The 2,140-nt window shown below is 66.7% G+C and carries 3 protein-coding genes; all 3 read left to right on the top strand.

Translation table 11 applies throughout. The features are described from left to right. The first annotated feature begins 110 nt into the window (after positions 1-110). Complete coding sequence (locus GXY33_12750; GenBank protein ID NLX06001.1) at positions 111-1,259, top strand: type III polyketide synthase; 1,149 nt, start codon at positions 111-113, stop codon at positions 1,257-1,259. Further along, a complete protein-coding gene (locus GXY33_12745; protein ID NLX06000.1) occupies positions 1,256-1,999 on the top strand; it encodes a ubiquinone/menaquinone biosynthesis methyltransferase in 744 nt (247 codons plus the stop codon). The genes GXY33_12750 and GXY33_12745 overlap by 4 nt, the downstream gene beginning before the upstream one ends. Next, a partial coding sequence (locus tag GXY33_12740) for a hypothetical protein (protein ID NLX05999.1) occupies positions 1,996-2,140 on the top strand: 145 nt, incomplete at its 3' end. The genes GXY33_12745 and GXY33_12740, both read left to right, overlap by 4 nt.

The following is a 2,140-nucleotide window of genomic DNA, read 5'->3' as shown; positions in this document are numbered from 1 at the left end:
GGCGGGAAAGAGGGGGACGCCGACGGGCTTGACGGAAGCGGGTCGGTATTATAGGCTGTAGGTGTGATCGAGGGGAATTCGGGCGCTCGTCGTCGTATGGGGGGTTTTCAATGGGGGTGTATGTTCACGCCATCGAGTGTGCGGTTCCGCCGGCGGGGTACGCGCAGGGGTACATCAGGGACAACATGAAGCGGTGGCTTGGTCGGTCGCCGCGGGCGGTTCGGCTGATCGATCGGGTGTATCGGGAGAGCGGGATCGAGACGCGTCACAGCGTGATCCGGGACCGCGAGGCGTTTTTTTGCGAGGCGGCGGACGGGACGGCGGCGACGCCGTCAACTCGGGAGCGGAACGAGATGTTCACGGCGGAGTCCAAGCCGATGTTCGTGGATCTGGCGCGTCGGGCGATGGCGTCGGCGGGAGTGGGTCCGCGGGAGGTGACGCACGTGGTGACGCTGTCGTGCACGGGGTTTTACAGCCCGGGTCCGCACTACCACATCGTGCAGGGGCTGGGTTTGCGGCCGACGGTTCAGCGGTATCATCTGGGGTTTATGGGTTGTTTCGCGGCGTTTCCGGCATTGCGGCTGGCCAGGACGATCTGCCAGGCGGAGCCGGAGGCGGTGGTGCTGGCGGTGAGCGTGGAGTTGTGCACGCTGCACGTTCAGTTGGCGGAACACCTGGACGCGATCGTGGCGGACGCCATTTTTGCGGACGGCGGCGCGGCGGCGGTGGTGAGCGCGGCGCGGCCGGGGCGGGATCGGTCGGCGTTGCGGATCGACCATCTGGCCCCGACGCTGGTACCGGACAGCGAATCGGAGATGGCGTGGACGATCGGGGAGCGCGGCTTTGAGATGGTGCTGTCGCAGTACGTGCCGCGGATTCTGGAGGCGAACGTGCGGCCGATGATCGAGCCGACGCTGGCGGCGGCGGGGTGGACGGTGGACCAGGTGGACCGCTGGGCGATCCATCCGGGCGGGAAGCTGATCCTGGACAAGCTGGAGAGTTCGCTGGGATTGACGGATGGGCTTGGGCCCTCGCGATCGGTGCTGCGGCGGTTTGGGAACATGAGCAGCGCGACGGTGCTGTTCGTGCTCAAGGAGATACTGGAGGACGTCGGCGCGGGCGACGGCGACCTGGTGGCGGCGATGGCGTTTGGACCGGGGTTGACGGTGGAGATGGGTTTGATGACGCGGTTGGCGGCCAGGTCGGCCGGCGCATCGGGCGTGAGGGGACAACTGGAGAGAACGGGGAGCGGATCGTGAGAAGGACGTTTTCGCTGAGGATGCACGATTACATTCATTTTCCGGAGGGCAAGCTCGCGTACAACGAGCGGATGTTCACGGAGATCGCTCCGCGGTACGATTTTATCACGCGGGCGTTGTCGCTGGGACGGGACGGGGCGTGGAAGCGGCGTCTGGTGGCGATGCTGCCGGATGTGGCGGCGCCGGTGTGTCTGGACCTGGCGTGCGGGACGGGGGATCTGACGTTCGGTCTGGCCCGGCGATATCTTGATGGCCGGATCGTGGGGTTGGATTTGACCGAGGCGATGCTCGATCGTGCGCGTCGGCGCAACCGGTTCGGCGAACGGGTCGCGTTTGTCCGCGCGGACATGTGCGAGACGGGTCTGGCGGATGGGAGCGTGGACGTGGTGACCGGCGGGTATGCGTTGCGCAATGCTCCGACGGTGGGACGGGCGGTGCGTGAGATTGCGCGGGTGTGCAAGCCGGGCGGGACGGCGGCGTTGCTGGATTTTTCGAAGCCGACGGGCCGGGCGGGCCGTTGGCTGGAGTACTGGCTGCTGCGGACGTGGGGCGATTTTTGGGGCTGGGCGCTGCACGGGAACGGGGAGGTGTACGGGTATATCGCGGAGAGCCTTCGGCAGTTTCCGGATCGGGAGAGGTTGCGGGCGATGTTCGAGGACGCCGGGTTCGAGCCGGTCGCGGGGCGGCGATACTACCTGGGGGTCACGGAGGTGCTGGTGTTTCGGAGGAGGGCGTGGTGATGATCGGCTGGCTGCCCGACATGACGGTCCGGTCGGAGGAACCGGAGATGATGGATCAGATGCAGAGCGATCCGCGGGCGCTGCGTCGGACGCTGCACCTGTTCGCGCGGGTCAACCCGATTCTGTCGGGATACCGGGAGT

The sequence above is a fragment of the Phycisphaerae bacterium genome, assembly GCA_012729815.1.
Classification (GTDB): Bacteria; Planctomycetota; Phycisphaerae; order JAAYCJ01; family JAAYCJ01; genus JAAYCJ01.
The sequence above is the reverse complement of the archived record's forward strand: the minus strand, read 5'-3'. Positions and strand labels throughout refer to the sequence as shown.

Excerpts from the sequence above, each read along its gene's own strand:
- GXY33_12750 (NLX06001.1), top strand. The coding sequence starts at position 111 with ATGGGGGTGTATGTTCACGCCATCGAGTGTGCGGTTCCGCCGGCGGGG.